Here is a 25,290-nt window from a genome sequence, read left to right as displayed (position 1 = left end):
GGTGGCGAGGTGAGTCTGACGGACTCGCAGACCGTGGTGACGGTGGTGGCCGGGCTGGCCATCCTGGCCGGGTTGGCCGGCGTGGTGGTGCCCGGCCTGCCGGCGCTGCCGCTGTGCTGGGGTGGTGTGCTGCTCTGGGCGGTCTTCGGCGCCGCGGGCGTGGGTGGCTGGGCCGTGTTCGCCGCCGCCACGGTGGTCGCGGCGGGCGGCACCGTGATCAAGTACGCGTGGCCCGGCCGGAACCTGAAACGCACAGGTGTGCCGACGTCCACCCTGCTCGCCGGTGGGGTGCTCGGCATCGTCGGGTTCTTCGTGGTGCCGGTCGTGGGGCTGGTGCTCGGCTTCGTCGGCGGGGTGTGGGCGGCGGAGCGACTGCGGCTCGGCAGCAACCAGCTCGCCTGGCCGTCCACCGTCCAGGCGATCAAGGCAGCCGGGCTGTCGATGCTCGTCGAGTTCACCGCAGGTCTGGTCATTGCCGCGCTGTGGCTGGCCGGCCTGCTGCTGACCTGACCCGCGACCCTCGGTCGGACGAGTTCGGGCGGTACGCAGGCGGCACGGCCCGGTCGGGAATGCTCGTCGAGTTGCCCGCCGGGCGGCCGGGCTCGTCGTGACGGGTCGGGGGCGCGGGGCACCTGCCGGGCACGGCGGAGCGCCGCACGGAGAGAGAGGTTGTGCCCCGCGCCGCCGCGGTCCGGGCGGTCCGAGCGCCCGGGGGTAAGCCCTGCGATCGGGCCTGGTCACGGGCTCAAGGATGCGGGCGGGGTGGCCGCCGGGGCAACACAATTAGCCGCCGGCGGCGACATTCCCGCCGCGCGTGTATTGACCGCCTTGATCGGCCGGGACGACACTTTGCGCACTCGCACGCGGAACCACCTCAGGGAGGTGTGCAGTGGCAACGACACCTGTGCCAACCGCCGAGCAACCGATGGACGACGACGCCCGACGGCTCGCCGAACTCGGCTACAAACAGGAGCTGCGCCGCAAGTGGAGTGGCTTCTCCAACTTCGCCATCTCGTTCTCGATCATCTCGATCCTGGCCGGCTGCTTCACGACCTTCGGCCAGGCGTGGAACAACGGCGGGCCGGTCGCCATCTCCTGGGGCTGGCCGCTGATCTCGCTGTTCATCCTGATCATCGGCTTCTGCATGGCCGAGCTGGTGTCGGCGTACCCGACCGCGGGCGGGATCTACTGGTGGGCGGCGACAATGGGTCGCCCGGTGCACGGCTGGTTCACCGGCTGGTTGAACCTGATCGGTCTGGTGGCGGTCACCGCCTCGGTCGACTACGGCTGCGCGACGTTTCTCAACCTCACCCTGTCGGCGCTCTTCGACGGCTGGGCCGGGACGCTCCGGCAGGCGTTCGTGCTCTTCGTGGTCATCCTGATCCTGCACGGCCTGATCAACATCTTCGGACACCGGATCATCGACGTACTCCAGAACGTCTCGGTCTGGTGGCACGTGGCCGGCGCGGCAGTGGTGGTCGCCATCCTGGTCCTGGTGCCCGACAACCACCAGAGTTTCCAGTTCGTGTTCACCGAGCGCTTCAACAACTCCGGCTTCGGCGACGGGGACATCGGCGGGCTGACGTTCTGGTTCTACGTGCTGCCGCTCGGTTTCCTGCTGACCCAGTACACGATCACCGGCTTCGACGCCTGCGCGCACGTGTCCGAGGAGACCCGGGGTGCGTCGCAGGCCGCCGCGCGGGGGCTGTGGCAGTCGATCTTCTATTCGGCGGTGGGCGGCTGGATCCTGCTGCTGGCGTTCCTCTTCGCGGCCACCGACGTCGAGGCGGTGAACGCGGCGGGCGGCTTCTCCGGTGCCATCTTCGAGTCCGCGCTGACGCCGGTCTTCTTCAAGATCGTCATCATCATCTCCACAATCGGGCAGTTCTTCTGCGGGATGAGCTGCGTGACGTCGATGAGCCGGATGGCGTACGCGTTCAGCCGGGACCGGGCGGTGCCGGGGTGGCGGCTCTGGTCGACGGTCGACCGCAACGGCACCCCGGTCAACGCGATCATCGGCGCCACACTGGCCGGCCTGGTGCTGACCCTGCCGGCGCTCTACGAAAGCGCGGCCGGCATTCCGATCGCCTTCTACGCGGTGGTCTCGGTCGCGGTCCTCGGGCTGTATCTGTCCTTCCTCATCCCCATCGCGTTGCGGCTGCGGATGGGCGAGAGGTTCGTGCCCGGCCCGTGGACGCTGGGGCGCAGGTACAAGCTGCTCGGCTGGATCGCGGTGATCGAGATCGCCATCATCGCCGTCTACTTCGTGCTGCCGATCGTGCCCGCCGGGGTGCCCGGCAACGACGGGTTCACCTGGTCGGCGGTGAACTACGCGCCACTCGCCGTCGGCGGGGTGCTGCTTGTCGTCGCCGTCTGGTGGTACGCCTCGGCCCGCACCTGGTTCACCGGTCCGGTGCGTACCGTCGAGGAACCGGTGCCGGCGGTCGACCCGGCGCCGGTCGACGGCCCGGCCTGACCCGGACCCGGCGGGGCGTGTTGTTGCTGCCGTCCCGCCGGGTTTGCCGCCCACCGCGCCCGGGGCATTGACGGTGATCCGGTTTGCCAGTAGACCTTGGTGATGGAGGCCCGCGCATGAGGAAAGCTCCGTTCACGCTTGAACAACTGCGGGTAGCCGTCGCCGAGGGCGAGATCGACACGGTGGTGCTCGCCCTTGTCGACATGCAGGGCCGGTTGCAGGGCAAACGGTTCCACGCGCCCTTCTTCCTGGACCAGGTGGTCGAGCACGGCAGCGAGGGCTGCAACTACCTGCTCGCCGTGGACGTCGACATGAACACCGTCGACGGGTACGCGATGTCGAGCTGGGAACGCGGCTACGGCGACTTCGCGATGGTGCCGGACTTCGCCACCCTGCGCCGGATGCCCTGGCAGCCGGGCTCCGCGTTGCTGCTGGCCGACCTGACCTGGCTGGACGGCTCCGGCGACGTGGTCGCCTCGCCCCGACAGATCCTGCGCCGACAACTGGACCGGTTGGCCGGGCACGGGCTGACCGCGTACGCCGGCACCGAGCTGGAGTTCGTGCTGTTCCGCGACTCGTACGAGGACGCCTGGCGGCGTGGCTACCGCGACCTCACCCCGGCGAACCAGTACAACGTGGACTACTCGCTGCTCGGCACCGCCCGGGTGGAGCCGCTGCTGCGCCGGATCCGCACCGAGATGGCCGCCGCCGGCCTCACACCGGAGAGCGCCAAGGGCGAGTGCAACCTCGGCCAGCACGAGATCGCCTTCCGGTACGACGAGGCGGTGGCCTGCGCCGACCACCACGTCATCTACAAGAACGGCGCGAAGGAGATCGCCGCCCAGGAGGGGATGGCGATCACCTTCATGGCCAAGCCGAACGAGCGGGAGGGCAACTCCTGCCACATCCACTTCTCGCTGCGTGACACAAACGGTGACTCGGCGATGCTCGGCGACGGGCCGGCGCACCTGTCGCAGACCGGCCAGCGGGTGCTCGCCGGGCTGCTCGCCACCATGCGGGAGTTCAGCCTGCTGTTCGCCCCGAACATCAACTCCTACAAGCGTTACCAGCCCGGTTCGTTCGCCCCGACGGCGCTGCGCTGGGGCGTGGACAACCGCACCTGCGCGCTGCGGGTGGTCGGGCACGGGCAGGGCATGCGGGTGGAGAACCGGGTGCCCGGCGCGGACGTCAACCCGTACCTGGCGATCGCCGGGCTTGTCGCGGGTGCCCTGCACGGCATCGAGCGGGAGCTGGAGTTGGGCGAGGAGTGCACCGGCAACGCGTACGACGACCCGCAGGCCGAGCGGGTCCCCAGCACCCTGCGCGACGCCCTGGCCCTCTGGGAGGCGTCCAGTGTGGCGCGAGAGGCGTTCGGCGCGGAGGTGGTCGCCCACTACGCCAACCAGGCGAGGGTGGAGCTGGCCGCCTTCGACGCCGCGGTGACGGACTGGGAGTTGACCCGTGGCTTCGAGCGCCTCTAAGGACCCGCCCGGGGATGCCCGCGTCGATCATGGACTTGTGGTGACCGAAGTGCGGTGGATTGCGGCTTTTGTGGGGCACCACAACTCCATGATCGACGGCGAGGGGCGGTGGGGGCGTGGCTTTGGTTGTTGATCCGGCTTCTGGGGTTGGGTTTCGGGAGGTTCCGGGGGCGTCTCTTGACGAGGTTGACTTGGCGATCTCTCGGGCGGGGCGGGCGTTCGAGGCGTGGCGGAGGGTCGCGCCGGGGGATCGGGGGCGGTTGTTGCGGCGGTTCGCCGCTGTTGTCGACGCGCACCTGGACGAGTTGGCCGCGCTTGAGGTCCGCAACTCCGGGCACACCATCGGCAACGCCCGGTGGGAGGCCGGCAACGTCCGCGACGTGCTGGACTACTACGCCGGAGCGCCGGAGCGGCTGACCGGGCGGCAGATCCCGGTGCCGGGCGGCCTGGACGTCACCTTCCACGAACCGCTCGGTGTGGTCGGCGTGATCGTGCCGTGGAACTTCCCGATGCCGATCGCCGCCTGGGAGTTCGCCCCGGCCCTCGCCGCCGGCAACACTGTGGTGCTCAAACCCGCCGAGCTGACCCCGCTGACCGCGCTGCGGCTGGCCGAGCTGGCCCGCGAGGCGGGCCTGCCCGACGACGTGTTCACAGTCGTACCGGGCGAGGGCGCGGTGGTGGGGGAGAGGTTCGTCAGCCACCCGGCCGTCCGCAAGATCTGCTTCACCGGCTCCACCGAGGTCGGCACCCGGATCATGGCCGGCTGCGCGGCGCAGGTGAAGCGACTCACCCTGGAGTTGGGCGGCAAGAGCGCGAACATCGTCTTCGCCGACGCCGACCTGGAACGCGCCGCCGCGACCGCGCCGGGCGCGGTCTTCGACAACGCCGGCCAGGACTGCTGCGCACGGTCGCGGATCCTGGTCCAACGCCAGGTGTACGACAGCTTCCTCGAACTGCTCGAACCAGCGGTACGCGCCGTGCGGGTGGAGGACCCCGCCCTGGACACCGCCGAGATGGGTCCGCTGATCTCCGCCGCCCAGCGGGACCGGGTCGCCGGCTACCTGACCGGGGCGACTGTCGCCTTCACCGGCTCCTGCCCGGACGGCCCCGGCTTCTGGCACGCGCCCACTGTGCTGCTCGCCGACTCGCCAGCCGACAGGCACTGGCGGGAGGAGATCTTCGGCCCGGTGGTCTCGGTACTCCCGTTCGACGACGAGGCCGACGCCATCCGGCTCGCCAACGACACCGAGTACGGCCTCTCCGGCTCGATCTGGACCCGGGACGTCGGCCGCGCCCTGCGCATGGCCCGCGCCGTCGAGTCCGGCAACCTGAGCGTCAACTCGCACTCCTCGGTGCGCTACTGGACCCCGTTCGGCGGGATGAAGCGCTCCGGGCTCGGCCGTGAGCTGGGCCCGGACGCACTGCACTCGTTCACGGACGTCAAGAACGTGTTCATCGCGACGAAGGAGTGACGCCTGTGCAGGGTCGGTTGCAGGACCGGGTGGCAGTGGTCACCGGAGCGGGCAGCGGCATCGGGTTGGCCACCGTGCGGCGGTTCGCCGCCGAGGGGGCCCGGGTGGTCTGCGTGGACATCGACGAAGCGGCTGGCACGAGGGCCGCCGAGGAGTGCGGTGGCGAGTTCGTGGCCACCGACGTGGCCGACGAGTCGGCGGTCCGCGACCTGTTCGACGGGGTGGCCGACCGGCACGGCCGGGTGGACATCGCGTTCAACAACGCCGGCATCTCCCCGCCGGACGACGACTCCATCCTGGACACCGGCCTCGACGCGTGGGAGCGGGTGCTCCGGGTCAACACCACGAGCGTCTTCCTCTGCTGCAAGTACGCGATCCCGCACATGCGCCGGCAGGGCAAGGGCTCGATCATCAACACCGCGTCGTTCGTGGCGCTGATGGGCGCGGCGACGTCACAGATCGCGTACACCGCGAGCAAGGGCGGCGTGCTGGCGATGACCCGGGAGCTGGGTGTGCAGTTCGCCCGCGAGGGGATCCGGGTGAACGCGCTCTGCCCCGGCCCGGTCGCCACCCCGTTGCTGTTGGAGCTGTTCGCCGCCGATCCGGAACGGGCCGCCCGCCGGCTCGTGCACGTGCCGATGGGCCGGTTCGGGCAACCGGAGGAGATCGCCGCCGCGGTGGCCTTCCTGGCCAGCGACGACGCGTCGTTCATGACCGCCGCGCAGTTCGTTGTGGATGGCGGCATCACCGGCGCGTACGTCACACCGCTGTGAGCGCGCCGGTCCGTAGACCGTTGATCGGGATCAGCGCGTACGTCGAGCCCGCCGACTGGGCGGTCTGGCGGGGCGTACCGGCAGTGCTGGTGCCGGCGGCGTACCCGCGGGCGGTGACGGCCGCGGGTGGCCGCGCGGTGGTCCTGCCGCCGGACGACGTGGACGCCGACGTGGTGGCCGTCCTCGACGGGCTGCTGCTGGCCGGTGGCGCGGACGTGGGTCCGGGGCGTTACGGCCAGCGGCACCACCCGCGCACCGAGGACCGACCGGACCGGGATGCCGGTGAGCTGGTGGTGCTGGCCGCCGCGCTCGCCGCCGAACTGCCGGTGCTGGGCGTGTGCCGGGGGATGCAGCTACTTGCCGTGGCCTACGGCGGCACCCTGCACCAGCACCTGCCCGACGTGGTCGGTCACGAGGGGCACCGTCCGGCACCCGGCGTCTACGGGACCCACCCGGCACAGTTCACGCCGGGAAGCCTGGCCGCGACCGTGCTGGCCGGGGTGGACCGGGTCAACTCGTACCACCACCAGGCCGTCGCTGATCCCGGTCGACTCGCGGTCACCGGGTGGGCGCCGGACGGCGTGATCGAGGCCGTCGAGGATCCGGCGTTGCCGTTCGTGCTCGGTGTGCAGTGGCATCCGGAGAACGAGGAGGAGCCGCGGCCGATCACGGCGTTGGTCCGGGCCGCCGCCGAGCGGCTGTGAGCCAGATCGCCCCCGACGGGTGGTGGGGTGGGTGGGAGGATCGCCTCATGGGCAAGGTCTATCCGGAGATCGACCGTCGGCTACGTGACTTCATCGCGGACCAGCCGCTCTTCTTCGTGGCCACCGCGGCGTCCGGCGCCGAGGGGCATGTCAACGTCTCGCCGAAGGGCATGCGGGGCACGTTCGTGGTCCTCGGCCCGCACCGGGTGGCCTACCTCGACTATCACGGCAGCGGGGCGGAGACCATCGCCCACCTGCGGGACAACGGCAGGATCACGCTGATGTTCTGCGCGTTCGACGGGCCGCCGAAGATCGTCCGGTTGCAGGGCCGGGGCCACAGCGTCGCGGTGACCGACGACGACTTCGCCGCCCGGCTCGCCGAGTTTCCCGCGCCGCCGGACGTGCACGCCGTCCGCGCCGTGATCACCGTCGAGGTGGAACGGGTGAGCGATTCCTGCGGGTACGCGGTGCCATTCATGGAATTCCGCGCCGAACGCGACCTGTTACTCACCTCACACTCCCGTCGTACCGCCGAGGACCTGGCGGTCTACCGGGCCACCAAAAACGCGGCGAGCATCGACGGGCTGCCCGTCTTCTGACCCGCCGGGCGTGCTGGCGACGGCCGTTCGACGCCGGTGCACACCCGTACTGTCCGGTCCCCGACGGCTCGGGTCGGGGTGAACAGCGCCCAACCGTCGTATTGCGTTACGTTGCTGGCCCGCTGGGGTACAAGTCGAGGCACGGCGGGTAAAGATCAACGGTCGCGGGGTGCCGGCCGGAGCGGGAGGCTGTATGAGCTCGGCCCAGGGGGGTGCGGACATCGGGCAGTCCGTCGCGCCCGGACCAGCGGCTCCTCCGATGCTTGCGGCGGCGTTCGCGGCCGGGGGCGAGATGGGCGAGCGGCTGAGCCGCTTCGACTGGTCCACGGCAACGCTCGGCGAGCCCAGCCGCTGGCCGCTGGCGCTCACCAATGCGGTAGGCATGATGCTGGCCTCCAGCGCGCAGATCGTCATGTTCTGGGGCGAGGAGCAGCTCGCCTTCTACAACGACGCCTACCGCCCGACCATCGGCAGCAAGCACCCGGACGTGCTCTGCCAACCGGCCCGCCAACACTGGTCGGAGACCTGGTCGGTGCTCGGCCCACTGCTCGACGGCGTACGACGCACCGGGCGCTCCTACCGGGGCGACGACCACCCGTTCCTGCTGGACCGGCACGGCTTCGTCGAGCAGACCTACTTCAACGTCTCGTACGACCCGATCCGGGGCGAGGACGGCTCGGTAAGTGGGGTCTACTGCGTCGTCAACGAGACCACCGGACGGGTCCTCGGCGAGCGCCGACTGCGGGCACTCGCCGAACTGGGTGCCGAGTTGACCGACACGGGCAGCGCCGCCGAACTCGGTCGGACCGTCGCCGGAGTGCTCGGCCGGCACCAGGCGGACGTGCCCTTCGCCCTTATCTACCTGGCCGACGAGAGCGGTCGACTCTCCCTGGCCGGCTCCACCGGCACCGGCCCGGCCACTCTCGGCGATCCCGCCGAGCTGCTGGCCCGGGTCGCCGCCGACACCGCGCCCGCGACCGTCGACGTGGCTGATCTGCTCGATCGGCCGCCGGTCGACGCCGCCGACCAGGCCCTCGTGCTACCGCTCACGGCGACCAACCAGACGGTCGGCGTGCTTGTCGTCGGCGTGGCCCGCCAGCTTCCGCTCAATGACGACTACCGCGACTTCCTGGAGCTGGTCGCCGCCCAGATCTCCCGTGCGGCCGGCACCCAGCGGGCGTACGAACAGGAGCGGGCCCGCGCCGCCGAGCTGGCGGCGCTTGATCTGGCGAAGACCAACTTCTTCGCCAACGTCAGCCACGAGTTCCGCACCCCGCTGACCCTGGTGCTCGGCCCGCTCGAGGACATGCTCGCCGACCCGGCGCTGTCCGCGGCCGACACCGACCGACTCACCATGATGCACCGCAACGCGCTGCGCCTGCTCAAACTGGTGAACACGGTGCTGGACTTCTCCCGACTGGAATCCGGTCGACTCACCGCCCGCTATCAGCCCACCGACCTCGCCAGCTACACGACACGACTGGCCAGCACCTTCCGCTCGGCGACCGAACGGGCCGGGTTGCGGCTGGTGGTGGACTGTCCGCCGTTGCCGGCGCCGGTCTTCGTCGACCGGGACATGTGGGAGAAGATCGTCCTCAACCTGGTGTCGAACGCTGTCAAGTTCACCTTCGACGGCGAGATCCGGGTGCGGGTCCGGGCCGTGGACGGCGTGGCCCAACTGACAGTGACCGACACCGGCATCGGCATCCTGCCGGACGAACTGCCGCACGTCTTCGAGCGGTTCCACCGGGTGCCCGGGGTGCGCGCCCGCACCCACGAGGGCACCGGGATCGGGCTGGCGCTGGTCCGGGAGCTGGTCGAGATGCACGGCGGCACGGTCGGCGTGACCAGTCAGCTCGACGAGGGCAGCACCTTCACGGTGAGCGTTCCGTTCGGCACGGCGCACCTGCCCGTGGACCGGGTCGCGGCCTTCGACCCGCGACCGCCGGACGAGCCCCAGCAGGCCCGGCTCTACGTGGCCGAAACCGCGCTGTGGACAGGTGTCGCACCAACGCCCGGGTTCGACGATCGGCCCACGGCAGGCGCTCCGGCCGGCCGGATCCTGGTCGTCGACGACAACGTGGACCTGCGTGAGCACGTCACCAGACTGCTCTCCCCGATCTGGGAGGTGGTCACCGCGAGCGACGGGCTGGATGCCCTGCCGCTGGCCCGCGACGGCGGCTTCGACCTGGTGCTCAGCGACGTGATGATGCCCCGACTTGACGGATTCGGGCTGGTGAGCGCGTTGCGCGCGGATCCGCGTACCCGTCATGTGCCGATCGTGCTGCTCTCCGCCCGGGCCGGCTCCGCGGAGGCCGTCGCCGGCCTCTCCGCCGGTGCCGACGACTACCTCACCAAGCCGTTCTCCGGCCAGGAGTTGATCGCACGGGTCCGGGCCAACGTCGAGCTGGGGCAGGTCCGCGACCAGATCATCCGTCGGCTCCGGGCGCTTGCCGACGCGGCGGTGGCAGTGAACACCGCCCGGTCCACCGCCGACGTGTTGCAGGTCGCCGCCCGGCACGCGCTGAGCCTCGTCGAAGCCGCGCGGGTGGTGGTCACCACAAGCGGGGCCCGGTCCGAGGCGGACACCGGCGCCGCCACCGCCACCGCCCCGTCCTTCGTGGCCGAGCTGACCGGCACCGCCGGCGAGCCGCTCGGCGAGTTGCGGGTCTGGCGCCCGGCCAGCGACGGCGCACCGGCCGACGACGCCGCGCTTACCCAACTGGCCCGCCTGGTCGGGGTCCGTCTGGAGAACGCCCAGCTCTACGAAGCCGAACACCGCATCGCGACCACGTTGCAGCACAGCCTGCTGCCCCGGTCGCTGCCGCAGCTGCCCGGAGCGGTGCTGGCCAGCCGGTACCTACCCGGCACCACCGGCGTCGAGGTCGGCGGTGACTGGTACGACGCCATGACCGTCGAGGACGACAACCTGGTCCTGGTCATCGGCGACGTGGTCGGCAAGGGCGTCCAGGCCGCCGCGGCGATGGGGCAGCTGCGCAACGCGCTGCGGGCCTACCTGCTGGAGGGCTACGACCCGGGCGAGTCGTTGACCCGGCTCAATCGGCTGGTCGGCTCCACCGAGGGCCGCTCCTTCGCGACCGTGGTCTGTCTGCTGTTCAACCCGCGCACCGGCCGGCTGCGGTACGCCAGCGCCGGCCATCCGTCCCCGCTGCTGATCAGCGGAGGTCAGGTGTCGTTCCTGCACGGCCCTGCGCTCGGCCCACCGGTCGGCGCTATCCCCGGAGCGAGGTACGAGACGGTCGAGGGTGAATTGGCGTCCGGCGACCGGCTTGTGCTCTACACCGACGGGCTGATCGAGGACCGTCAGCTCGGCATCGATGCCGCGCTGGCCCAGCTGTGCGTCGACGCGGCGACCCCCAGCGAGCACGTCGCCGACCTGATCGACGCGGTCGTCGAGCGGGTCGACGGGCGTCCGCGCCGCGACGACGTGGCGGTCCTCGCCCTCCAAGCGGCCGAGCTGAACCGTTTCGCGTTGCGGCTGCCGGCGGACCCGACCCGGCTCAGCGTGCTGCGCAAGCGCCTGGAGGACTTCCTCGTCGCCCACGCGGTCGACGAGACGGACGTGTTCGACCTGACCGTGGCGGTCTCCGAAGCCGCGGCCAACGCCATCGAACATCCGGTCCACCCCGCCGAGGCGGTGATAAGCGTGGAGGTGGCCATCGAGGGTCGGACGGTGACCGCCACAGTGCGCGACAGCGGGCAGTGGCGTGAGTCGACAGGTTCCGGGTTCCGGGGGCGTGGCCTGGCGTTGATCAGGGCGCTGGGTGAGCTGTCGGTGCGGCGTACCGACGAGGGCACCGAGGTGACGCTGCGCCGGGAGTTGCGGAGCTGACCGGGCGCCCGGCGGCGGCCGGGTCGGCGTCTCAGTCGGGCCGCAGCCAGCTCTGCTCGCCCAGGCCGGAAATCTCCAGCACCCGGCGGACCTGCCGCGACGGCAGGACGGTGAGCACGCCCGAAAACTGCTGGGCCAGCCGGACCAGGGCGTGGATGGCGGCCGAGTCGAAGAAGGTGACGGCGCTCAGGTCGAGGGTGATCCGCTCGGCGGGCTCGCGCAGCGCGGTCTGGAGCATCGTGTCGGCGGTGGCCATGTCGACCTCACCGGCCACCACCACCTGGAGGTGACTGCCGTCGATCTCCGCGCTGGCGGTGAAGACGGGTGGTGCTCCCCCTTGATCCACCCAGACACGATGGCACAGCGATACTTGCGGGGCAACAACCTCCCCGGAGCGGCCGTGGCGAGGGTCACCACCGCTCCCGGCGATAGGCTGACGGTATGACCGTCCGTCCGCCGCTGACACCTGGCACGCTCTCCCCGATGCGTCAGGTGCCGTCCCAGATCGCCCGACCGGAGTACGTGGGCAAGAAGCGCCCCGTCCAGTGGCGCGGCTCGCACGTGCAGACGCCGGAAACCATCGAGAAGATGCGGGTCGCCAGCCGACTCGCCGCCCAGGCGACCCAGCTCGCCGGTGAGCACTGCAAGCCCGGCGTCACCACCGACGAGATCGACCGGGTGGTGCACGAGTTTCTCTGCGACCACGGCGCGTACCCGTCGACGCTCGGCTACAAGGGCTTCCCGAAGTCCTGCTGCACAAGCCTCAACGAGGTCATCTGCCACGGCATCCCCGACTCCACGGTCCTGCAGGACGGCGACATCATCAACGTCGACGTCACCGCGTACATCGGTGGGGTGCACGGCGACACCGACGCCACCTTCTGCGTCGGTGCGGTGAGTGAGGAGGCCCGGCTGCTTGTCGAGCGGACCCACGAGGCGATGATGCGCGGCATCCGCGCGGTCGTCCCGGGCCGCCAGATCAACGTGGTGGGCCGGGTCATCGAGTCGTACGCCAAGCGGTTCGGCTACGGCGTGGTCCGCGACTTCACCGGCCACGGCATCGGTGAGGCGTTCCACAGCGGGCTCTACGTGCCGCACTACGACAGCCCGCGGCCCACCGACATCATGGAGCCGGGCATGACGTTCACCATCGAGCCGATGATCACCCTGGGCACCTACCAGTACGACATGTGGGACGACGGGTGGACAGTGGTCACGAAGGACCGGAAGTGGACTGCCCAGTTCGAGCACACGATCGTGGTGACCGACGACGGCCACGAGATCCTGACCCTGCCGTGACCGACACCCCAGCGGCGCTGCGCGAGGCGCACCACGCGGACGTCTCCGGCGGGTGGCTACGCCCTGCCGTCTTCGGTGCGATGGACGGTCTGGTCACCAACATCGCCCTGATCGCCGGTGTCGGCGGCGGCGGGGTGTCCCCGCGCAACATCGTGCTCACCGGCACCGCCGGCCTGGTGGCCGGCGCGATCTCGATGGGGCTCGGCGAATACACGAGCGTGCGCTCCGCAAACGAGCAGGTCGCCGCCGAGGTGGCCAAGGAGCGACGGGAACTGGAACGGCACCCCGAGGCGGAGGCCCGGGAGTTGGCCGACGCCTGGGTGGCCCGGGGTCTTCCCCGGGACCTGGCGACCCAGGTCGCCGAAGCGGTGCGGCGCGACCCCGAGGAGGCCCTGCGGGTGCACGTCCGCGAGGAGTTGGGCGTCGACCCTGACGACCAGCCCAGCCCGTGGGCGGCGGCGATCTCGTCGTTCCTGTTCTTCTCGGTGGGCGCGCTGGTGCCGCTACTGAGTTACCTGTTCGGCGCCACCGACCTGTGGCTGGCCCTCGGCGTGGGCGGGCTCGGGCTGTTCGCCGCCGGAGCGGTGGTGGCCCGCTTCACCCAACGCCCGTGGTGGACCAGTGGGCTGCGGCAACTGTTGCTGGGCGCGGCGGCCGCCGCCGCCACCTACCTGGTCGGCATGCTGGTCGGCGTACCGGGCGGGGTGTGAGACAGGTCAACCGCTGAGCAGGTCGTCGATCGTGCCGTCGACCGCCCGACCACGGGCTGCCAACTCCTCGGGCTGTCGACCGAGCACCACCCCCACCTCGGTCATGTCCGCGCCGGCCAACCCGGTGCGCCGTACCGCGTCACCGGGATCCCGGTAGTAGGTGCGACTCAGCAGGCCCGTCACGGTGGCCGCCGCCAACCGGGCCTCACCGAGCATCAGCAGGGCCTGGTCGGTCTCGTACCACTCGGCGAGCCGGGCGGCCCGTGCGTGCGCCGCGCTACCCCGATACCAGGCCTGCCGGGCCGCGGTGCTGAACTCCGCCGGCCGGGCCCGCGCCAACCGGCCCAGATGTTCGTCGCGCAGCGTCCGCAACCAACCGGTCGGATCGTGCAACGGCTGCGTCGTGACGTACCGATCGGCGGTGAGCGGCCAGAGCGGGGAGATCACCCGGGCCTGCGCCAGGTAGTCCTCGGCGGCGGCCACGGTCAGATCGACGAGCACCCCGTCCACGCGTCGGGTCGCCGGCTTCGGGCCGGCATGGTGCCGGTAGGTGACCACCAGCAGACCCGCCTCGCGGTCCCCGCCGCCGTCGTCGTCACCGTGCGCCAGCGGCCCGTGCACCGCGACCGCGAGCACATCGGCCGGGAAGCGCCGGCGGACCGCCTCGCCGACCCGTGCCGCGACCGCCCACCGACCGTCGTCGAGGCCCCGGTCGACAGCGACCCGGTCATCGCCTGCGCTCATCCGGCCGCCCCGGTGCGCGACCGCGGGGATCGCCACCCCGGCTGACTGCTCGCGCTCACGGAAACCGCCTCTGTTCGCGACTGAGCGTCAGCCTAGCCAGCCGACGGGGGACCGGTCGGCACGCCGCGCCCGGTCGGCACGAGCCGGAAGATGTGGATCTCCCGGCCGCCGGCCCGCCGCACGTACGTGTGGTACGCGGGCCACTCGGCGACCAACAGCTGCCACAGCCGGTCCCGTTCGGCGCCGGACGCCCGCTCGGCCCGCACCGGGATCCGCCGGCCCTTCAGCTGCACCTCGGCGGCGGGATCGGCGAGCAGGTTCATCGCCCAGCCGGGGTGGTGGGTCTGGCCCCAGTTGGAGCCGATCACCACGTAGGCGTCGCCGTCGGGCACGTAGAGCAGAGGGTTGCTGCGTGGCCTACCCGAGCGGCGGCCGGTCGTCGTGATCACCAGGGACGGGATCAGGCCGAGCGCCACCACCCGTCCCCGGGTGAGTCGACCGACCACCCGGTCGGCGGGGACCAGCAGTCGGGCGGCGGCGCCGAACCAGCGGTGATGACCGACTCGACGGGTGAGGGTTCCGAGCACTGACACGCGGATCAGTGTGCCGGCTGCCGGCCCCCGCCGGCACCCCCGTACGCGCCGGCTTGCCGACCGGGTGGTCACGCGGCTGTCAGTCCAGTCGCCGTTCGATCGGCAGCTGGGCGCGGGTGAACAGACCCGCCCCGAGCATCGCCACGATCGGCACCAGGACCAGGACCCCCAGCGCGGGCCACGGCACCACGTACGGGTACTGGTCGGGCACCGGCCAGTCGTTCGCGTACTGCCGGTTCACCGAGAACAGCACTATCGCGGCGGTGCCCAGCCCGGCCACGATGCCGAGCACCGAGCCCAGGCCGGCGATCACCCCCGCCTGGCAGATCGCCAGCATCCGGCGGAGCGCCGGCGCCGCTCCGACGGCCGCGAGGGTGGTCAGCTCGGCGCGTCCCTCGGCGGCGGCGAGCGCTGTGGCGATCCCCGCGGCACCCATCGTGATGACCCCGGCCGCCGCCGCGAGCAGCAGCGGCAACGGTGAGATGTCGCGCGAACCACCGCCGTCCTCCACCACCAACGAGAACGTGCCGAAGGGGCGCAGGGCGCTGACGAAGCGCTCCTGCTGATGCCGGTCCGGCGGGGTGTCAGCGCCGAGCACCCAACCGACAGGTGACCAGGTCAGGTCGAGGTGGCGGGCCGCGGACGCGGAGAGCAGCAGCTGGGAACCGCTGACCACGCCGGGCATCGCGTACCCGGGGAAGTCGGCGACGGCGCGCGGCCGGTCCGTCATGGGATCCATCTCGTTCACGCGTACGGTCACCAGGCCGTCGTGCAGGTAGCGCGGATCGGTGACCACCACGCCGCCGGCACGCAGCACGGCGGTGGCGGTGGCGGTCGTCGCCGGGTCCGCACCGGTGAGCAGCGGCAGCGCGGCCCCGTCATACACCCCCGCCTGCACGTAGCTACCGTCGTAACCCATCGGGTTGGTCTGACAACGCGGGTCGGCCCGCGCCTGCCGACGGTGCGCCTCGGAGAGGTCGTCCCCGGGCTGCCAGGGGCAGACCTGCGCGGGCGGCAGCTCCGCCACGACGTCGCAGTAACCAGTTGGACAACGGAGCGTGTTGATCGGGGCGACCGAGTGGGCGCCCAAGTGGTCCCGGGCCATGGCGGCGAACTGGCTGAGCGTGGGCTGCCGAGCCGATTCGCCAGCGTAGACAAGCACGTGGCCGGGCGGCAGCATCGGCCGGTAGCCGCGCACATTACGGGCGTCGGTGCTGGCCAGGAAGCCGCCGAGCGCCACACTGCTGGCCACCGCGGCCATCACGGCGCAGATGGCGGGCGCGGCGGACGCGCGGTTGCGGCTGGCGTCCCGCAGCGCGATCCGCGGCGCCAACGGCAACGCCCGGCCGAGCCGGGCGAGCGCGCCGATCAGGGTGGGCGTGCAGCACACGAGGCCCAACTCGCCGAGGATCAGACCGGTGAGGATCACCGGCGCGGAGGTACGGGCGGCCCCGAACGCCGCCAACCCCGCCCCACCGACCACAAGCGACAGCCCGATGGCCAACCACCGGGTACGGGACACCGGTGGGGTGCGTCGCCCGGCGAGGCCGGCGCTGACGTCCTGCCGCGCGGCGGTCCAGGCCGGTGCCAGCGCGGCGAGCACCCCGGCCAGCACCGCGACCCCAGCGAGCAGCACCAGCGCGATCGGCCAGCACCGGTACCCATCGAAGCGGGCGTGGAAGACGTACTGCTCCACGAGCGGACGACCGGCGAACGCCGCGCCGACGCCGACCAGCAGACCGGCGGCGGCGCCCAGCACCCCCAGCACCACGCCGTCGGCCAGCACAACCCGACGAAGCTGGGCGGCATCCCCGCCGGCCACCGCGACGAGCGCCAGCTCCCGCCGTCGGCGCCGGACGCCGACCGCGAAGGCCGGCCCGACCAGCAGCACGACCTCCAGCAGCCCGAGGCCGGCGATCAGCACGCTGGTGCCCAGGTCGGTGGTTTCGCCCGGCTCGATGGGGCCGAGCCAGAGCCGCTTCCGTTCGTCGGCCGGGGGGCGGGCGGCGACCACCACACCCCGGTCGTTGAGTCGGGTCACCAGCGCGGCATCGATGGTGCCGGGCACGTCGGCCAGCCAGCTGCTCTCCGGTGGGGGACTGGTCGGTGGCACCGTGCCCGGATGCAGCGCCACCACCGGGCCGAGATTGTCGGGAAACTCGACAACCCCCACCACGGTGTACGCCCTGCTCCCGTCGGCGAGGGCCACGGCACGACCGAGGCGCAGGTCCAGGCGGCGCAGCGCCGCGGGGCTCACCGCGACTTCGCCGGACTGCTCGGGTGCCCGGCCCGCCCGGAAGCGCACCAGGCCGCGGGCCAACGGGTCAGCGAGGTCGAGCACCCGCCCTTCCACGTCCTCGTCGCGGTGCGGGCCCCGCAGGGTCAGCGGGATGCCGGTGCGCACCTCGGTGACCCGACTGCCCGGCCCGAGCAGCGTGCTCACCTGGGCAGCGGTGGCCCGGGCCGCGGATGGCTGCTGACCGTCCCGGGTGGACCAGCCGTCACCCCACTCGTCCTGCTCCACGGGGGTGTCGGAGACCCAGCGCAGCTCCGCGTCGGCCACGCCGAGCTGGCGATCCACCTGCTCCTGCGGCGTCAGCTCGGCCATGTCGTAGCTGGCGGCCAGGAAGGCCAGCACGGCCACCGGGAGGGCGATCATCGCGAGCACCAGGGCGGTCCGACGCCGGGCCCGGCGCGACTCCCGCCGCGCGATCCGCAACGCCGCCCGCCAGGAGCCGGTCAGCTCGGCGAACCGCCGCCGACCGACCCGCACCCGCGGTGCGGCAGGTGCCGACGCGGCGGTGTCGACCCGGGCAGGCCCCGGTCGGGTACGGCGGGCGGTCACCGATCGCTGCCGGAGAGCAGTTGCTCGACACTGCCCAGCGGTGCCGTCGTGTCGACAAGTACGCCGTCGCGCAGGAACACCACCCGGTCGGCCCAGCCGGCATGTCGGGCCTCGTGGGTGACGAGCACTCCGGCGGCCCCCGCGTCGATCCGGCGGCGCAGGAGGTGCAGCACCGCCTCGCCGGTCTGCGAGTCCAGGGCTCCGGTGGGTTCGTCGGCGAGCACCAGCCGACGTTCGCCCACCAGCGCGCGGGCGATGGCCACCCGCTGCTGCTGCCCGCCGGAGAGCTGGTCGGGGAAACGGTCGCCGAATGCGGGCAGGCCCACCTCGGTGAGCGCGGCCATCGCCAGCGTCCGGGCCCGACGTCCGCTGACGCCGTCGAGCTCCAGCGGCAGCGCCACGTTCTCCACAGCGCTCAGGCTGCCCAGCAGGTTGAGCTGCTGGAAGATGTAACCGATCCGCCGGCGGCGCAGCTGGGCCAGCCCGCGACGGTCAAGCGCTCCCAGCGGGTGCCCCTCCACCCGGACCTCCCCGCCGGTCGGCCGGTCCAACCCGCCGGCGAGGGCCAGCAATGTCGACTTGCCGGAGCCGGACGGGCCCATCACGGCGACCAGTTCGCCGGGCCGGACGACCAGGCTGACCCCGCGCAACGCGTGCACCGCCGCCGGCCCGGCGCCGTGGGTGCGGTGGACGGCGCGGAGCTCGAGCACCGCGTCGTCCGATCCGCTCACCGTCGCGCCTCCTCGTCGGCCCAACGCGCCGCGCCCCGCGCGTCGGCGTCACCCGGTCCGGGTGGGGGAGGCGGCGGGCCGCTGGGTTGGTGCCGCACCAGACTGGTCTCGCAGTGGTCCAGCCAGCGGGCCTCGGCCTCGGCCTGGAACACCATCGAGTCCAGCACGAGGCGCCAGGGGAGGTCCTCCGGCCGGTTGCTGCCGTACTTCAACCGGGTCAGCTCCTGCAGCGCCCGCATCGTCGCGCTGCGCTGGGCCTGTACCACCGAGCGGACGTCCACCCCGGGGGTGGTCAGCGCCAGCGCCAGCTTGATCGCCAACTCGTCGCGGGGCCTGTCGTTGCGGCTGACCGGGGTGGCGAACCAGAGCGCCAGATCCGCCCGGCCGGCGTCGGTGATCTCGTACGGCCGCTGCCCGGCCTCGCTCTCCGGCAGCGGGCGGACCAGGCCGTCGCGTTCCAACCGGGACAGCGTGGTGTACACCTGCCCGATGTTCAGCGGCCAGGTCGAGCCGGTCGACTCCTCGAACGCGGCGCGCAGCTGGTAGCCGTACATCTGGCCGCGTTCGAGCAGGGCGAGCAACCCGTGACGGATGGACATGGCAACGGAGTATGCATACCTGGTATGCGCGCCGCAACCGGAGTGGAACGGTTCAGGTCGGCCGGCCGGGAAATGGGACAGTAAGCGGGGTCACCCCGGCCGTCTTCCGCCACCGGGTGGCCCGTACCGCGTACTCGACCAGGGCGGCGAGCGCCTGGTCCCGGTCGGCGCCGGTGGTGGACGCCAGCGCCGCCCGCCAGTGCGCGGCGGTGCGTTCCTCCACCTCGGCGGCGAGCCGCAGGGCGCTGGCCCGGTCGGTGACCGGGAACGGCAGGGCGTAGCCGGCGCGGTCCGGCGGCACGGCGCCACCGGCAGTGCTCAGTTGCACCACAAGCGCGTCGCGCCGGCCGCGGTGCGCGGCCTCGGCCTGGTGCGCGGCCTCGCGCGCCGCCCCGGTGAGTCGGACCCCGATCCGCCCGTAGGCGTAGATGGCCGCGTACTCGGCGGACAGGGCGGCGGCGAGCGCCTCCCCGGCGGACGGCTGCCTCACTTCAGGGCCTCCTGATGGGTGGCTCGGGCGGCGGCGATCGATCCGAGCAGTGCGGCCCGTTCCGGGCTCGCCGCGGCGCACGCGGCGGTGGCGGACTGCTGGGCGGTCTTCTCCAGGGCGCGCAGGGTGGTGAGCGTGCCACCCGGGTCGGTCGCCGGGGTGGCGACAGCGGTTGGCAGGGCGACGCCGATCACCCGGGCCAGCTCGGTGGCGTGCGCGGTGTGCGCCGCGGCGATCGGGTTGAGCCGGTCGGCCAGGTCGGGATGCGCGGCGGCGTGGGCCTGGTAGACGCCGGCCAACGCGAGTGCCTCGTCCACCATCGGCCGCAGCGGGTCCGGTGGTGGCGCTGGCTGATCGTCACGGTCGAAAAGATCACAGCCGGTCAACGGTGCCGCGGCACCACCGAGTGCCAGCAGCGCCCCGGCGCGTAGGAGCTTTCGCCGGGAATGTCTGGATGCTTGGTCGCGCTGTGTCGTTCTGCCGGTCCCCACCCGGCAAGTCAACACCATCGGAGTCGGTCCGGGGGCCACCGACGTCGGTGCGCCGGCCGGTCCGCCGACGGGCCGGCGCGTTACGCTCTGCGCAGCCACCGGCGCGTCCGCTCCGGTGGGGTGCCGGCATGTCGGGATACCCGATCACCGTCGACCAGGGAGAGGGTGCGGAGATGACGCAGCGTGGCCGTGCCACCAGGTCGACAGGGCGACCCCGCGACGCCGCGGGTCCGCGCGGCGGTGATCTCGCAGCGCGGCGCGCGCGGTTGCGGGCCGTGATCGAGCCGGTGGTCAACGACGCCGGCTACGACCTGGAGGATCTGTCGGTCTCCCGGGCCGGCCGCCGGCACGTGGTGCGGGTGCTTGTCGACGCCGACGGCGGGATCGACCTGGACGCCGTCGCGGACGTGTCCCGGGCGGTCTCCACCGCGCTCGACGCCGCCGAGGAGACCGGCGGCGACATCGTCGCCGGGGAATACCAGCTGGAGGTCAGCTCGCCGGGTGTCGACCGGCCGCTGACCCTGCCCCGGCACTGGCGGCGCAACCTGAGCCGGCTGGTCAAGGTCACCGTCCGGGGCGCGGCCGCGCTGCCCGGACAGCGCGGCGAGCAGCCCACCGGCGAGCGCCAGCTGACCGGCCGGGTGGTCGCGGCCGACGACGAGGGTGTGCAGCTGGAGACCGAGGCCGGCCGCACCTCCTGGACGTACGCCCAGCTCGGCCCGGGGCGCGTGCAGGTCGAGTTCACCCGCCTCGCCGAACTCGGCGAGCCGGACGAGGAGTTCGACGACGCGGACGATTCAGACGAGATCGATTCAGACGACTTCGACGACGAAGATGATGTGGAGGACGAGGAGAGGTGAACATCGACCTCGCGGCGCTGCGCGCACTCGAGCGCGAGCGGGAGATCCCGTTCGACACGATTCTCGCGGCGATCGAGACCGCGTTGCTGACCGCCTACCGGCACACCGACGGCGCCGAGCCGCACGCCCGGGTGGAGATCGACCGTAGGTCCGGCGCCGCCCTGGTGTACGCGCAGGAGATGGACGCCGACGGCAGCCTGGTGCGGGAGTGGGACGACACCCCGCACGACTTCGGCCGGATCGCCGCCATGACCGCCAAGCAGGTGATCCTCCAGCGCCTGCGGGAGGCCACCGACGAGGTGCACTTCGGTGAGTACGTGGGCCGCGAGGGTGACCTGGTCACCGGCGTGGTGCAGGCGCACGAGACGCGTACCGAGAAGGGCATCGTCAGCGTCGACCTGGGCAAGTTGGAGGGCGTGCTGCCGCAGTCCGAGCAGGTGCCCGGCGAGCGGTACGCGCACGGCGAGCGGGTGCGTTGTGTGGTGGTGCACGTCGCCAAGGGCATGCGTGGGCCGCAGATCACCCTGTCCCGGTCGCACCCGGCGCTGGTCAAGAAGCTGTTCGCGCTTGAGGTGCCGGAGATCGCCGACGGCACCGTGGAGATCGGCGCGATCGCCCGTGAGGCAGGTCACCGCACGAAGATCGCCGTACGCTCCACCACCCCCGGGGTGAACGCCAAGGGCGCCTGCATCGGCCCGATGGGCCAGCGGGTGCGGGCCGTGATGAGCGAGTTGCACGGCGAAAAGATCGACATCATCGACTGGTCGGACGACCCGGCCACCTTTGTCGGTAACGCGCTGTCGCCGGCCAAGGCACTGCGGGTCGAGGTGGTCGACCTGGCTGGTCGGGCCGCCCGGGTGACAGTTCCCGACTTCCAGCTTTCGCTGGCGATCGGGCGGGAGGGGCAAAATGCCCGACTCGCGGCGCGATTGACCGGTTGGCGGATCGACATTCGGTCCGATGCGGAGCAGACCGCCCCGGCCGCGCGTGCCGCAGCTGATCACGTGCGGGAGCCGGGCGGCGCGATCTCGGGCAGCTAGGGGTAGACTTCTTCCAGTGGTACGACGCACAACGCCGGAACGCACCTGTGTGGGTTGTCGGCAACGTGCGCCGGCCAGCGAATTGCTGCGGATCGTCGCGGTCCGGGACGAGGCTGGTTTCAGCCTCCGACCTGATCCGCGCCGCAGGCTGCCGGGTCGGGGAGCGAACATGCACCCGGATCCGGCCTGCTTCGCGCTGGCGGTGCGGCGCCGCGCCTTCGGGCGAGCGCTGCGCATCACCGAGGTCCTCGACCACGGTGTGCTGGCAGAGCACGTCGATGCGCCAACCACTACGTCCGGTCAGCCCGACCGGGCGAGGGTCGCTAGCAGGGTAGGACGACCGACATGAGCACACGATGAAGTCCCTGAAATGACCAGGCTTCAAGTGCACGAGTGAGGTCGCTGCGGGTGCTGCCCGCACGACCTCGGAGTGAGGAGTGCAGTGGCAGGCAAGGCCCGCGTACACGAGCTTGCAAAAGAGCTCGGGGTCGAGAGTAAGACCGTTCTCGCCAAGCTGAAGGAAATGGGCGAGTTCGTGAAGTCCGCGTCCAGCACCGTCGAGGCGCCCGTCGCCCGACGGCTGCGTAACGCATTCGTTGCGTCCGCCGGTGCTCCGGCGCCGGCCGCCCCGTCGGCGCCCGCGCCGACGCCGGCTGCCAACCCGACCCCGACGCTGTCCCCGACCCCGGGCGCGCCCCGGGTCTCGGCCAAGCCGATGCCGCCTCGGCGGCCGGCCGCGCCGGCACCCGGCCCGAAGCCGAAGGGCCCGGTGCCCGCCGCACCGCAGCCCGCGGCTCCGGTCGCCAAGCCGGCGAGTGCCCACGACATCGAGGTGGCGGCCGCCGAGGCGCGTGCCGCCGCGCTGAAGGCTGAGCAGGAGGCCGCGGTCAAGGCCGCCCAGGCCGCCCGCCAGCAGCAGCGGGAGAACCCGGTTCGCCGGGAGCCTCCGGCCGACGGCGGCAACCGACCCGGTCCTCGGCCGGGTCCCGCCGCGATGCCACCCCGCCCGGGTTCGCCGGCCGCTCGTCCGAGCACGCCGGCTCCGGGTCCGGGTGCCCGTCCCGGTGGTCGCCCACCGGCGCGCGGCGCCGGTAACAACCCGTTCGGCATCCAGGGTGGCCAGCAGCAGCGGCCCCCGGCCGCCGGTGCGGGTGGTCCCCGGCCCAACAGCCCGGCGGGCATGCCGCCGCGGCCGAGCCCCAACTCCATGCCGCCGCGTCCCAGCCCGGCTTCCATGCCGAGCCAGCGTCCGGCTGCCGGTCGTCCCGGTCCCGGTGGCGCTGGTCGCCCCGGTGGCGGCGGCGCCGGTCGTCCGGGTGGCGGTGGCGGCGGCTTCCGTGGCGGTCCCGGCGGTGGCGCCGGCGGCGGTGGCGGTTACCGTGGCGGCCCTGGTGGCGGCGCGGGTGCCGGCGGTGGCGGTGGCTACCGTGGCGGTCCCGGCGGCGGTGGCGGTGCCCCCGGTGGCGGTTTCCGTCCGGGCGCTCCGTCCGGTGGTGGCGGTCGTCCGGGTGCGGGTGGTCGTGGCCGTGGCGGCGGCGCCGCGGGTGCCTTCGGGCGTCCGGGTGGTCGGCCGACGCGCGGTCGCAAGTCCAAGAAGCAGCGCAGACAGGAGTTCGACAACCTGTCGGCTCCGACCATGAGCTCGGGTGCTCCCCGGGGTCAGGGTCAGGTCGTGCGGCTCTCCCGTGGCGCCTCGCTGTCGGACTTCGCCGACAAGATCAACGCCAACCCGGGTTCGCTGGTCCAGGAGATGTTCAACCTGGGCGAGATGGTCACCGCGACCCAGTCCTGCTCTGACGACACCCTGCAGCTGCTGGGTGAGCACCTGGGCTTCGACATCCAGATCGTCAGCCCGGAGGACGAGGACCGCGAGCTGCTCGCGCAGTTCAACATCGACCTCGACGCGGAGGTGGCCGAGGAGCGTCTGGTCAGCCGTGCGCCGGTGGTGACCGTCATGGGTCACGTCGACCACGGTAAGACCAAGCTGCTCGACGCCATCCGCAAGGCGAACGTCGTGGCCGGTGAGGCGGGTGGCATCACCCAGCACATCGGTGCGTACCAGGTGCACGTTCCGCACGATGGTGTGGACCGCGCGGTGACCTTCATCGACACCCCCGGTCACGAGGCGTTCACCGCCATGCGTGCCCGTGGTGCCCAGGTGACGGACATCGTGATCCTGGTGGTCGCGGCCGACGACGGCGTGATGCCGCAGACCATCGAGGCGTTGAACCACGCCAAGGCGGCCGACGTGCCGATCGTGGTCGCGGTCAACAAGGTCGACAAGCCGGACGCCAACCCGGACAAGGTCCGCCAGCAGCTGACCGAGTACGGCCTGGTCGCCGAGGAGTACGGCGGCGACACCATGTTCGTCAACGTGGCCGCCAAGCCGGGCATCGGCATCGAGGAGCTGCTCGAGGCGGTCCTGCTGACCGCCGACGCGTCGCTGGAGCTGACCGCTCCGATCGACGGGCCGGCGCAGGGTGTGGCCATCGAGGCGCACCTGGACAAGGGCCGCGGTGCGGTGGCGACGGTGCTCGTGCAGAAGGGCACCCTGCGGGCGGGCGACTCGATCGTCGCCGGCGGGGCCCACGGCCGGGTCCGGGCCATGCTCGACGAGAACGGCAACCAGCTCTCCGAGGCTGGGCCGGCGCGTCCGGTCATGGTGCTGGGTCTGACCGCGCCGCCCGGTGCGGGTGACACCTTCCTCGCCGCGGCGGACGACCGCACGGTGCGGCAGATCGCCGAGCAGCGGCAGGCGCGACGGCGGGCGGCGGCATTCGCCAACTCCCGTGGTCGGGCCACTCTTGAGACGCTCATGGAGCAGCTCAAGGAGGGCGAGAAGACGTCGCTCAACCTCATCCTCAAGGGTGATGTCTCCGGTTCGGTGGAGGCCCTGGAGGACGCGCTGTTCAACCTCGACATTCCCGAGGAGGTCCAGCTCAAGGTCCTCGACCGGGGTGTCGGCGCGATCACCGAGAGCAATGTCATGCTCGCGAGTGCCTCGTCCGAGCCGGTCACGATCATCGGCTTCAACGTGCGGGCCTCGAACAAGGTCCGCGAGATGGCCGACCGCGAGGGCGTGGAGATCCGGTACTACACCGTCATCTACCAGGCCATCGAGGAGATCGAGGCAGCGCTCAAGGGCCTGCTCAAGCCGGAGTACGAGGAGGCCGAGCTGGGCACCGCGGAGATCCGCGACGTGTTCCGCTCGTCCAAGATCGGCAACATCTCCGGTTGCATCGTCCGGTCGGGCATCATCCGGCGCAACGCGAAGGCTCGACTGCTTCGGGACGGGACGGTCGTGGCGGACAACCTCACGATCACCTCGCTCAAGCGGTTCAAGGACGACGCCACCGAGGTCCGCGAGGGCTTCGAGTGTGGTCTGACCCTGGGTGGTTACAACAACGTCCAGGTCGGCGACGTCATCGAGACCTTCGAGATGCGGGAGAAGGTTCGCGCCTGATCCGGCAGTGACACGCTGATCAAGGGGTTTACGCCGTACGGCGTAAACCCCTTGATCATGCGGGGCG

At 71.9% G+C, this 25,290-nt stretch carries 22 protein-coding genes; 14 read left to right on the top strand and 8 right to left on the bottom strand.

From position 1 onward, the window contains the following. Nucleotides 1-9: 9 nt before the first annotated feature. The 8 genes from AB0B85_RS19515 to AB0B85_RS19480 all read left to right on the top strand — a co-directional run bounded on the left by AB0B85_RS19515 (nucleotide 10) and on the right by AB0B85_RS19480 (nucleotide 11,358). Nucleotides 10-510, top strand: a complete 501-nt coding sequence (locus tag AB0B85_RS19515; RefSeq protein WP_357409123.1) for a DUF456 domain-containing protein — start codon at nucleotides 10-12, stop codon at nucleotides 508-510. 379 nt (nucleotides 511-889) lie between these two features. Continuing rightward, complete coding sequence (locus tag AB0B85_RS19510) at nucleotides 890-2,476, top strand: amino acid permease (RefSeq protein WP_357409121.1); 1,587 nt, start codon at nucleotides 890-892, stop codon at nucleotides 2,474-2,476. Between the two features lie 116 nt (nucleotides 2,477-2,592). Then, entirely contained in the window at nucleotides 2,593-3,957 is a 1,365-nt protein-coding gene (locus AB0B85_RS19505; protein WP_357409119.1) for a glutamine synthetase family protein, read from the top strand. A gap of 116 nt (nucleotides 3,958-4,073) precedes the next feature. Then, on the top strand, nucleotides 4,074-5,429 hold the full coding sequence (locus AB0B85_RS19500) for an aldehyde dehydrogenase family protein (RefSeq protein ID WP_357409117.1): 1,356 nt from the start codon (nucleotides 4,074-4,076) through the stop codon (nucleotides 5,427-5,429). A gap of 5 nt (nucleotides 5,430-5,434) precedes the next feature. After that, nucleotides 5,435-6,202 (top strand): 3-oxoacyl-ACP reductase, encoded by a 768-nt coding sequence (locus tag AB0B85_RS19495; RefSeq protein ID WP_357409115.1) that lies wholly within the window; start codon nucleotides 5,435-5,437, stop codon nucleotides 6,200-6,202. A 20-nt stretch (nucleotides 6,203-6,222) separates the two neighbouring features. Then, nucleotides 6,223-6,906 (top strand): gamma-glutamyl-gamma-aminobutyrate hydrolase family protein, encoded by a 684-nt coding sequence (locus AB0B85_RS19490; RefSeq protein WP_357409113.1) that lies wholly within the window; start codon nucleotides 6,223-6,225, stop codon nucleotides 6,904-6,906. A 47-nt stretch (nucleotides 6,907-6,953) separates the two neighbouring features. Continuing rightward, nucleotides 6,954-7,505 (top strand): pyridoxamine 5'-phosphate oxidase family protein, encoded by a 552-nt coding sequence (locus AB0B85_RS19485; RefSeq protein ID WP_357409111.1) that lies wholly within the window; start codon nucleotides 6,954-6,956, stop codon nucleotides 7,503-7,505. Nucleotides 7,506-7,698: 193 nt separating this feature from the next. Continuing rightward, entirely contained in the window at nucleotides 7,699-11,358 is a 3,660-nt protein-coding gene (locus AB0B85_RS19480) for a SpoIIE family protein phosphatase (protein ID WP_357409109.1), read from the top strand. A 31-nt stretch (nucleotides 11,359-11,389) separates the two neighbouring features. Here the strand turns inward: AB0B85_RS19480 and AB0B85_RS19475 are convergent, their stop codons facing one another. Further along, on the bottom strand, nucleotides 11,390-11,704 hold the full coding sequence (locus AB0B85_RS19475) for an STAS domain-containing protein (RefSeq protein WP_357409107.1): 315 nt from the start codon (nucleotides 11,702-11,704) through the stop codon (nucleotides 11,390-11,392). Between the two features lie 95 nt (nucleotides 11,705-11,799). On the opposite strand from AB0B85_RS19475, the gene map reads away from it, so the two are divergent. Together map and AB0B85_RS19465 are read left to right on the top strand one after the other, a co-directional pair. Next, the gene (gene map / locus AB0B85_RS19470; protein WP_357409105.1) at nucleotides 11,800-12,657 is read left to right on the top strand and encodes a type I methionyl aminopeptidase; all 858 of its coding nucleotides are present in this window, start codon (nucleotides 11,800-11,802) and stop codon (nucleotides 12,655-12,657) included. Then, complete coding sequence (locus AB0B85_RS19465) at nucleotides 12,654-13,367, top strand: VIT1/CCC1 transporter family protein (RefSeq protein WP_357409103.1); 714 nt, start codon at nucleotides 12,654-12,656, stop codon at nucleotides 13,365-13,367. Before map ends, AB0B85_RS19465 begins: the two co-directional genes overlap by 4 nt. A gap of 6 nt (nucleotides 13,368-13,373) precedes the next feature. Here the strand turns inward: AB0B85_RS19465 and AB0B85_RS19460 are convergent, their stop codons facing one another. From AB0B85_RS19460 to AB0B85_RS19430, 7 genes are all read right to left on the bottom strand, one after another. Further along, on the bottom strand, nucleotides 13,374-14,111 hold the full coding sequence (locus tag AB0B85_RS19460) for a nucleotidyltransferase domain-containing protein (RefSeq protein ID WP_357409101.1): 738 nt from the start codon (nucleotides 14,109-14,111) through the stop codon (nucleotides 13,374-13,376). Between the two features lie 92 nt (nucleotides 14,112-14,203). After that, the gene (locus tag AB0B85_RS19455) at nucleotides 14,204-14,704 is read right to left on the bottom strand and encodes a nitroreductase/quinone reductase family protein (protein ID WP_357409099.1); all 501 of its coding nucleotides are present in this window, start codon (nucleotides 14,702-14,704) and stop codon (nucleotides 14,204-14,206) included. A 79-nt stretch (nucleotides 14,705-14,783) separates the two neighbouring features. Then, nucleotides 14,784-17,549, bottom strand: coding sequence for an ABC transporter permease (locus AB0B85_RS19450; protein WP_357409097.1), 2,766 nt, complete (start codon nucleotides 17,547-17,549; stop codon nucleotides 14,784-14,786). Next, nucleotides 17,546-18,280 (bottom strand): ABC transporter ATP-binding protein, encoded by a 735-nt coding sequence (locus AB0B85_RS19445; protein ID WP_357409096.1) that lies wholly within the window; start codon nucleotides 18,278-18,280, stop codon nucleotides 17,546-17,548. The genes AB0B85_RS19450 and AB0B85_RS19445 overlap by 4 nt, the downstream gene beginning before the upstream one ends. Continuing rightward, nucleotides 18,277-18,879 (bottom strand): PadR family transcriptional regulator, encoded by a 603-nt coding sequence (locus tag AB0B85_RS19440; RefSeq protein WP_357409094.1) that lies wholly within the window; start codon nucleotides 18,877-18,879, stop codon nucleotides 18,277-18,279. The genes AB0B85_RS19445 and AB0B85_RS19440 overlap by 4 nt, the downstream gene beginning before the upstream one ends. A gap of 52 nt (nucleotides 18,880-18,931) precedes the next feature. Further along, the gene (locus AB0B85_RS19435; RefSeq protein WP_357409092.1) at nucleotides 18,932-19,369 is read right to left on the bottom strand and encodes a ferritin-like domain-containing protein; all 438 of its coding nucleotides are present in this window, start codon (nucleotides 19,367-19,369) and stop codon (nucleotides 18,932-18,934) included. Further along, a complete protein-coding gene (locus AB0B85_RS19430; RefSeq protein ID WP_357409090.1) occupies nucleotides 19,366-19,878 on the bottom strand; it encodes a hypothetical protein in 513 nt (170 codons plus the stop codon). Before AB0B85_RS19430 ends, AB0B85_RS19435 begins: the two co-directional genes overlap by 4 nt. A gap of 155 nt (nucleotides 19,879-20,033) precedes the next feature. On the opposite strand from AB0B85_RS19430, the gene rimP reads away from it, so the two are divergent. The 4 genes from rimP (at nucleotide 20,034) to infB (ending at nucleotide 25,223) form a co-directional block, all read left to right on the top strand. Beyond that, on the top strand, nucleotides 20,034-20,720 hold the full coding sequence (gene rimP / locus AB0B85_RS19425; protein WP_357409193.1) for a ribosome maturation factor RimP: 687 nt from the start codon (nucleotides 20,034-20,036) through the stop codon (nucleotides 20,718-20,720). After that, nucleotides 20,717-21,760: a transcription termination factor NusA gene (gene nusA / locus AB0B85_RS19420; RefSeq protein WP_357247291.1), complete on the top strand. Its 1,044-nt coding sequence runs from the start codon at nucleotides 20,717-20,719 to the stop codon at nucleotides 21,758-21,760. Before rimP ends, nusA begins: the two co-directional genes overlap by 4 nt. A gap of 16 nt (nucleotides 21,761-21,776) precedes the next feature. Continuing rightward, nucleotides 21,777-22,109: a YlxR family protein gene (locus AB0B85_RS19415; protein ID WP_357409088.1), complete on the top strand. Its 333-nt coding sequence runs from the start codon at nucleotides 21,777-21,779 to the stop codon at nucleotides 22,107-22,109. A 93-nt stretch (nucleotides 22,110-22,202) separates the two neighbouring features. Further along, the gene (gene infB, locus AB0B85_RS19410) at nucleotides 22,203-25,223 is read left to right on the top strand and encodes a translation initiation factor IF-2 (RefSeq protein ID WP_357409086.1); all 3,021 of its coding nucleotides are present in this window, start codon (nucleotides 22,203-22,205) and stop codon (nucleotides 25,221-25,223) included. Nucleotides 25,224-25,290: the final 67 nt, after the last annotated feature.

This window comes from Micromonospora sp. NPDC049044, assembly GCF_040649215.1.
Taxonomy (GTDB): Bacteria; Actinomycetota; Actinomycetes; order Mycobacteriales; family Micromonosporaceae; genus Micromonospora.
This window is presented reverse-complemented; position numbering and strand designations above follow the sequence as displayed.

Coding starts and splice junctions, on each gene's coding strand:
- AB0B85_RS19505 (WP_357409119.1), top strand. CDS start 2,593: ATGAGGAAAGCTCCGTTCACGCTTGAACAACTGCGGGTAGCCGTCGCC.
- AB0B85_RS19485 (WP_357409111.1), top strand. CDS start 6,954: ATGGGCAAGGTCTATCCGGAGATCGACCGTCGGCTACGTGACTTCATC.
- AB0B85_RS19480 (WP_357409109.1), top strand. CDS start 7,699: ATGAGCTCGGCCCAGGGGGGTGCGGACATCGGGCAGTCCGTCGCGCCC.
- map (WP_357409105.1), top strand. CDS start 11,800: ATGACCGTCCGTCCGCCGCTGACACCTGGCACGCTCTCCCCGATGCGT.
- AB0B85_RS19460 (WP_357409101.1), bottom strand. CDS start 14,111: ATGAGCGCAGGCGATGACCGGGTCGCTGTCGACCGGGGCCTCGACGAC.
- AB0B85_RS19440 (WP_357409094.1), bottom strand. CDS start 18,879: ATGTCCATCCGTCACGGGTTGCTCGCCCTGCTCGAACGCGGCCAGATG.
- AB0B85_RS19430 (WP_357409090.1), bottom strand. CDS start 19,878: ATGGTGTTGACTTGCCGGGTGGGGACCGGCAGAACGACACAGCGCGAC.
- rimP (WP_357409193.1), top strand. CDS start 20,034: ATGACGCAGCGTGGCCGTGCCACCAGGTCGACAGGGCGACCCCGCGAC.